We start from the raw sequence: 7,309 nt of genomic DNA, 5'->3' as shown, positions 1-7,309 counted from the left end.
GGGGATGGGGGGCCTGGAACTACCCCCCCCCCCCCCCGCACCGGGCGGTTCAGCTCGCCCAGCCGGACGTCCGCCAGGCGTTGACGCCCGGGTGGACGGCCTGGCGGAACAGGCGGGAGCGGTCGTTCCAGGGGGCGGCCGGGCCGGCACCGGCCCGGCGCGCCGCCTCGGCGGCTGCCTGCGCGGCGGCGGCCCGGGCCTGGACCACCGCCAGGACGGCGGCGAGCTCCTCGGGGGTCGGCTGCCCGTGCAGCACGTGGATCGGTGCCATGGCTCATTCTCTCCCGACGAGGGCCTACAGGGGGATGTTGCCGTGCTTCTTCGGCGGCAGCACCTCGCGCTTGCCGCGCAGCGCCCGCAGACCCCGGACGATGTGCCGGCGGGTCTCGCTCGGCGGGATCACCGCGTCCACGTAGCCGCGCTCGGCCGCCAGGTACGGGTTCAGCAGGGTGTCCTCGTACGAGGCGATCAGCTCGGCCCGCTTCTGCTCGGCACCGCCCGCCGCCTCGGCCTCGGCGATCTCCCGCCGGTGCAGGATGTTGACCGCGCCCTGCGCGCCCATCACCGCGATCTGCGCGGTCGGCCAGGCCAGGTTGAGGTCGGCGCCCAGGTGCTTGGAGCCCATGACGTCGTACGCGCCGCCGAAGGCCTTGCGGGTGATCACGGTGATCAGCGGGACGGTCGCCTCGGCGTAGGCGTAGATCAGCTTGGCGCCGCGGCGGATGATGCCGTCCCACTCCTGCTCGGTGCCGGGCAGGAAGCCGGGCACGTCGACGAAGGTCAGCACCGGGATGTTGAAGGAGTCGCAGGTCCGGATGAAGCGGGCGGCCTTCTCGCTGGCGTTGATGTCCAGGCAGCCGGCCAGGTCCATCGGCTGGTTGCCGACGATGCCGACGGACTGGCCCTCGACCCGGCCGAAGCCGGTGATGATGTTGCCCGCGTACAGCGGCTGGGTCTCCAGGAACTCGCCGTCGTCGACGATGTGCTCGATCACCTTGCGCATGTCGTACGGCTGGTTCGCCGAGTCCGGCACGATGGCGTCGAGTTCGAGGTCCTCGTCGGTGACGGTGAGGTCCGCCTGCTCGGGGTAGGACGGCGGGTCCGACAGGTTGTTGGAGGGCAGGTACGAGAGCAGGCTCTTGACGTACTCGACGGCCTCCTTCTCGTCGGTGGCCAGGTAGTGCGCGTTGCCGGACTTGCTGTTGTGGGTGCGGGCGCCGCCCAGCTCCTCCATGCCGACGTCCTCGCCGGTCACGGTCTTGATCACGTCCGGGCCGGTGATGAACATGTGCGAGGTCCGGTCGGCCATCACCACGAAGTCGGTGATCGCGGGGGAGTACACCGCGCCGCCCGCGCAGGGGCCCATGATCAGCGAGATCTGCGGGATCACGCCCGAGGCGTGCACGTTGCGGCGGAAGATCTCGCCGTACAGGCCGAGCGAGACCACGCCCTCCTGGATCCGGGCGCCGCCGGAGTCGTTGATGCCGATGACCGGGCAGCCGGTCTTCAGCGCGAAGTCCATCACCTTGACGATCTTCTCGCCGAACACCTCGCCCAGGGAGCCGCCGAACACGGTGAAGTCCTGGGCGAAGACGGCGACCTGGCGGCCGTCCACGGTGCCGTAGCCGGTCACCACGCCGTCGCCGTACGGGCGGTTCCGCTCCTGCCCGAAGTTCGTCGAGCGATGCCGGGCGAACTCGTCGAACTCGACGAAGGAGCCCTCGTCCAGCAGCTCCGCGACCCGCTCGCGGGCCGTCAGCTTGCCCTTGGCGTGCTGCTTCTCCACGGCCGCGGCGGAGCCGGAGTGCACCGCCTCGTCGAGCCTGCGCCGCAGGTCGGCGAGCTTGCCGGCGGTGGTGTGGGGGTCGTACGGCGCCTCGGTCATCCGGTGGCTCTCCCTGATCCATGGGCCGCGACCTGTTCGAGTGCGCGCGGGCCGGAGTGGGGGCCCGCGCATGAGGGCAGGGCGGCGCTGCGAACTACCGTTGGGTAGCGTAGCCAGCGCACCGGCCCGGACGTCATGTCCTGGCGTTATGGCCATCGACACAGTGTGTCAACGCGCGTTCTGCGGGACGATGGGGCGGCCTACGCCCCATGCGACCTGACACGCCCTAGTGTTCTGGACCATGACCGCACCCGACTCCCCCCGCCGCAGTGGACTGCGCGGTTTCGGCCACGCCGGGCCGTCGCCGTGGACCGACCTGGACCGCCCGCCGCTGGACGAGGCCGCGCTGCGCCGCGACCTGCTGGTCCCGGACGGGCTCTGGACCTCGGTGGACGTCGTCGCCGAGACCGGCTCCACCAACAACGACCTCGCCGCCCGCGCCCGGGCCGGCGCCCCGCAGGGCGCGGTGCTGGTCGCCGAGGTGCAGAACGCCGGGCGCGGCCGACTGGAACGCCAGTGGAGCGCCCCGGCCCGCTCCGGGCTGTTCCTGTCCGTCCTGCTGCGCCCCGAGGAGGTGCCGGTCGAACGCTACGGCTGGCTGCCGATCCTGGTCGGGGTGGCCACCGCCAGCACGCTGAGCCGGGTCGCCGGGGTCGAGGTCGGGCTGAAGTGGCCCAACGACCTCCAGGTGGAGATCGACGGCGCGGAGCGCAAGCTCGGCGGCATCCTCACCGAGCTGAGCGGCGGCGCCGTGGTCGCCGGCCTCGGCATCAACGTCTCGCTGCGCGAGCCGGAGCTGCCCGTCCCCACCGCCGCCTCGCTCGCGCTGGCCGGTGCCGAGGTCACCGACCGGTCCACCCTGCTGCGCGCCCTGCTGCGCGAGTTCGCCGGGCTGTACCGCACCTGGACGGCCGCCGCCGGCGACCCGCACACCAGCGAGCTGCTCCGCGCCTACGCGGACCGCTGCACCACGCTCGGCCGCCAGGTGAAGGTGCACCTGCCGGGCGACCGGGAGCTGGTCGGCGAGGCGGTGGCGATCGACGGCGACGGCCGCCTGGTGGTCCGCACCCCCGACGGCGCACGCCGGGCGGTCGGCGCGGGGGACGTCGTCCACGTGCGCCCCGAGCCCCGCTGAACGGCACTCTTCACCTCTCCTTGACCCGGGCTGATGCCCCGGATCACGCGATTCCGTGCGAACATTCCACCTGGCAGCGGTGTGAGGCGCGCCACTGCCCGCCGGGTGGCGGGCGCGCCCGGACAGGCAGGACACGAGGCAAGTGCGGCGACCGCACGGGGACGGACCGGTGGCAGAGGACGGCAGCAGCGGCGCGACATCGGGGACCCACGACCCCACGGTCGCGCTCGAACTGGAACGCCTGATCCTGGACGCGCCACGCCGCTACACCCCGTACCAGGCCGCGCGGGCCGCAGACGTCCCGATGGAGCTGGCGACCCGCTTCTGGCGGGCCATGGGCTTCCCCGACATCGGCCAGTCCCGGGCCCTCACCGACGGCGACGTGATCGCCCTGCGCCGGCTCGCCGGCCTGGTCGAGTCCGGCCTGCTCAGCGAGTCGATGGCGATCCAGGTGGCCCGCTCCACCGGCCAGACCACCGCCCGGCTGGCCGGCTGGCAGATGGACACCTTCCTGGAGAACCTCACCCAGGCCGTCGAACCCGGCCTGACCCGCGCCGACGTCGCCTACCCGCTGGTCGAGCTGCTGCTGCCGGAGCTGGAGCAGTTCCTGGTGTACGTCTGGCGCCGCCAGCTCGCCGCCGTCACCGGCCGGGTGGTCCAGGCCGCCGAGGACAACGAGATCACCAGCGGCCGCCTCGCCGTGGGCTTCGCCGACCTGGTCGGCTTCACCCGGCTGTCGCGGCGGCTGGAGGAGGAGGAGCTCGGCGAACTCGTCGAGACCTTCGAGAACACCTGTTCGGACCTGATCGCCGGGCAGGGCGGCCGGGTCATCAAGACCCTCGGCGACGAGATCCTCTACGTCTCCGAGGACCCGGTCACCGCCGCCGAGATCGCGCTCAGCCTGATCGAGGCCCTCGCCGAGGACGAGAGCATCCCCGCGCTGCGGGTCGGCATGGCCTTCGGCACGGTCACCTCGCGGATGGGCGACGTCTTCGGCACCACCGTGAACCTGGCCAGCCGGCTCACCTCGATCGCACCCAAGGACGCGGTGCTGATCGACGGCGAGTTCGCCGCCGCGCTGGAGCAGTACGGCAGCGTGGCCCCGCCGGACGCGGACGGCCCCGGCCTCGCCGAGGCGCTGTCGGCCGCCGCCGGGATGCCCGCCTCGGGCCTGCCGGTGCCGGGCCTGGACGCCGGGCACCGGTTCCACCTGCAGCCGATGTGGCGCCGGCCGGTGCGCGGGCTCGGGCTGGTCGAGCCGTGGCTGCTGTCGCGGCGGCTGAAGCCGGAGTAGGACTCCGCCCCTGCCCCTCCCGGGCCCTTCTCACGCCTCTCCCGGACCCTTCCCGGTCTCTTCCGGGCCCCTTCCGGTCTTCTCCTGTGCCCTTCCCGGCTTTTCCCGGGCCTTTCCGGCCTTCCCCGGCCTTTTCCAGGACGCGGCCCCGGGCCGGTCCCGATGCTTGGGGTGCCGAACGGTTGAAACCCGTACGGCCGGTTGCGGGTCCGCCCCGGCAAACGGGGCATAACCGAACGAAACCGCCATAGTCTTGGTGAAAGCGGCCGGGTGGGTGCGGCCGCCGTCGGGGGTCCGGCAGGACCGAGCACAGGGAGCGAGGCGAGCCGGTGAGCAGTGAGGCGATCATGACGGACCGCGGCTGCGACTGCGGCGGCCCGCAGCCGGCCGGCCAACTGCCCGACCTACGGCTGCAGTCCGTGGTCGAGCTGGCCCAGGACATGGCCGGCGCGCTCACCCCGCTGGAGGCCGTCCGGGCCGCCGCCGCCCGCGCCACCGAGGCGCTCGGGGCGACCATGGCGGCCGTCTCCGTCTGGGACCGCGAATCCGGCCGGCTCCGGGTCCTGGTCAACCACGGGGAGCTCGCGCCCGGCGAGGAGGAACTGCCCGAGGACGAGTCCTACCCCGTCGCCGACTTCCCCGAGATCGTCACCTATCTGGAGGAGCGCTGGACCACCGGGCGCCTCCCGCGGGCCTGGCTGCAGACCGCCGAGAACGCCGAACCGCATGCCGGGCACGCCCACCCCACCGCCGGCGCGTACTGCCAGGAACGCGCCGCGGCGCTGCGCCGGCGCGGCCGCGCCTGCTGCGTGGTCGCCCCGATCGTCCTGCACGGGCAGGCCTGGGGCGAGCTGTACCTGGCCCGCAGCGTCGGCAAGCCCGAGTTCGCCGCCGCCGACGCCGACTACGCGACCCTGCTCGCGGCCCAGATCTCGGCCGGCCTCGCCCAGACCGAACGCCTCGCCGACCTGCGCAAACTCGCCTTCTCCGACCCGCTCACCGGCCTCGCCAACCGGCGCGCCGTCGACACCCGGCTGGAGAGCGCCCTGACGGCGCACAACCGGGACAACACCGTGGTCTCGCTCGTCGTCTGCGACGTCAACGGCCTCAAGCGGGTCAACGACCAGCTCGGCCACGAAATGGGCGACCGGCTGCTCGAACGGTTCGCCCACCAGCTCTCGGTCGCCGCGGCCAAACTCCCCGGCAGCCTCGCCGCCCGCCTCGGCGGCGACGAGTTCTGCCTGCTCGCCGAAGGGCAGAAGGCCGACGAGGTCGTCGCCGTCGCCGAGGAGCTCTGCGCCCGGGCCCTCGCCCTGTCCGAGGGCGAGGGCGTCGCCTGCGGCGTCGCCTCCACCGGCGACTCCATCGGCCCGGTCACCACCCCCGACCGGCTCTTCCGGCTCGCCGACGCCGCCCAGTACCGGGCCAAGGCCGCCCGCGCCGCCCACCCCGTCGTCGCCGGGCGCAGCCACGGCCCCGGCTTCTCGCCCGACCCCACCGTGCTGCTCGCCGACGCCGCCGACCCGCACCACCGGGCCGACGGACGCGGCGCCCGCCCCGGCCGGGCCGGGGCGTGCGACCGGCGGCGCTTCCGGGGCGCCGCGCACAGTGCCGACCCGGGCCAGCTGCTCACCGCCGTCCTCGCGGCCCTCGACCAGGCCGCCGCCGCCCGGGCCGTCCACCCCGCCGACACCCTCGGCAAGCTCGTCGTCGTCGCCGAGGCCTCCGCCCGGCTGCTCGACGCCGTCGGCTGGTGGGTCTCCTACGTCCCGCCCGGCTCCCACCTCATGCGCACCGCCCAGCACGCCGTCTACCGGATGACCAGGGGCCCCAGCAGCACCCGCGCCGAGACCCAGCGGGCCCAGATCGAGGCCCCGGACGCCGTCTTCGACCTGCGCCACTACCCGATGACCCGCCGCGCCGTCCGCGGCGGCGCCTTCGCCCTGCGCGCCGGCGCGGCCGGCAACGACCCGGCCGAGGAGGCCATGCTGGTCGTCTCCGGCTACCGCGGCATGGTCGCCGCCGGCGGCCAGAACCCGGCCGGCGGCTGGCTCGTCGAACTCTTCGCCGACGACGCCACCCTGCCGCTCGGCCAGGCCGCTTTCGCCATGCGCGCCCTGGTGGCCGTCGCCCTGGCGGGCGCGGCCTCGCCCCCGGTGGTGTGAGGCCGGGGCGGGCGGCCGGTGCGGTCAGGCTCGCCCGAGGGCGCGCAGGACCGCCTCGACCAGGCGGTCGGCGTGGGCGTGGTCGAGCGGGCCGAGGCGGTAGAGCCAGCGGTAGTGGAGCGGGCCGTAGAGGAGTTCGAGGGCGAGGTCGAGGTCCGCGTCGGGGGCGAGCTGGCCGGCCTCGCGGGCGCTGCGCAGGCGCTCGCGGGTGACGTCGAGGAGCGGGTCCAGCAGGCGAGTGCGGTAGTCGGCGTACAGGGCCGGGTCGTTGAGCAGCTCGGCGGTGAGGGCGCGGTAGGTGCGGTCGAGGGCGGGGTCGGTGAGCTCGTCGGCGGCGGGGCGCAGGACGGCCCGCAGGTCGGCGGCGAGGTCGCCGGTGTCGGGGAGGGCGAGGCTGCCCTCGTGCTCGTTGGCGGCGAGGAAGGCGTCGAAGACGACGGCGCCCTTGGAGGGCCACCAGCGGTAGATGGTCTGCTTGCCGACGCCGGCCCGGGCGGCGATCGCCTCGATGGTGAGCTTGCCGAAGCCGACGTCGGCGACGAGTTCGGCGGCGGCGGTGAGGACGGCGGCGCGGGAGCGTTCGCTGCGGCGGGCCGGGTCGGGGGCGGTTCTGTGGGCCATGGTGGAAATTCTAAGCGAAGTAGCGAGACGGATCGTATCGTCTTGACGTGGCGTCGGGCCCCGGACCATGCTGGAGCGGCGCCAGCGAGACGGACCGTCTCGTCTCATTCTGGACCCTGGAGTCTCAATGATGAAGTCAAGATGCCTGCGCGACCGGTGGGGCGGAGGTGAAGATCCGGTTGTCGCGCAGGAGCGCCCACAGCACGTTC

Annotated in this window: 5 protein-coding genes and 1 pseudogene; 3 read left to right on the top strand and 3 right to left on the bottom strand. The window is 73.9% G+C overall.

Annotated features, from left to right (window positions below):
* Positions 1 to 49 precede the first annotated feature (49 nt).
* Together ACFVX9_RS01725 and ACFVX9_RS01720 are read right to left on the bottom strand one after the other, a co-directional pair.
* Positions 50 to 271, bottom strand: coding sequence for an acyl-CoA carboxylase epsilon subunit (locus tag ACFVX9_RS01725; RefSeq protein ID WP_350877317.1), 222 nt, complete (start codon positions 269 to 271; stop codon positions 50 to 52).
* A 24-nt stretch (positions 272 to 295) separates the two neighbouring features.
* Positions 296 to 1,885 carry an acyl-CoA carboxylase subunit beta gene (locus tag ACFVX9_RS01720; RefSeq protein WP_380485375.1) on the bottom strand — a complete coding sequence of 530 codons (1,590 nt, stop codon included), beginning with the start codon at positions 1,883 to 1,885 and terminating at the stop codon, positions 296 to 298.
* Positions 1,886 to 2,126: 241 nt separating this feature from the next.
* Here ACFVX9_RS01720 and ACFVX9_RS01715 point away from each other — a divergent pair, with 241 nt between their 5' ends.
* The 3 genes and pseudogenes from ACFVX9_RS01715 to ACFVX9_RS01705 all read left to right on the top strand — a co-directional run.
* Entirely contained in the window at positions 2,127 to 3,020 is an 894-nt protein-coding gene (locus ACFVX9_RS01715) for a biotin--[acetyl-CoA-carboxylase] ligase (protein ID WP_063351348.1), read from the top strand.
* A gap of 169 nt (positions 3,021 to 3,189) precedes the next feature.
* Positions 3,190 to 4,314: an adenylate/guanylate cyclase domain-containing protein gene (locus ACFVX9_RS01710; protein ID WP_063349085.1), complete on the top strand. Its 1,125-nt coding sequence runs from the start codon at positions 3,190 to 3,192 to the stop codon at positions 4,312 to 4,314.
* Positions 4,315 to 4,754: 440 nt separating this feature from the next.
* Positions 4,755 to 5,912: pseudogene (locus ACFVX9_RS01705) on the top strand (diguanylate cyclase domain-containing protein); the annotation flags it as partial.
* 591 nt (positions 5,913 to 6,503) lie between these two features.
* Here ACFVX9_RS01705 and ACFVX9_RS01700 read toward each other — a convergent pair.
* Positions 6,504 to 7,100, bottom strand: a complete 597-nt coding sequence (locus ACFVX9_RS01700; protein ID WP_063349086.1) for a TetR/AcrR family transcriptional regulator — start codon at positions 7,098 to 7,100, stop codon at positions 6,504 to 6,506.
* Positions 7,101 to 7,309 lie beyond the last annotated feature (209 nt).

The organism is Kitasatospora sp. NPDC058243, from assembly GCF_042882025.1.
Classification (GTDB): domain Bacteria; phylum Actinomycetota; class Actinomycetes; order Streptomycetales; family Streptomycetaceae; genus Kitasatospora.
The sequence above is the reverse complement of the archived record's forward strand: the minus strand, read 5'-3'. Positions and strand labels throughout refer to the sequence as shown.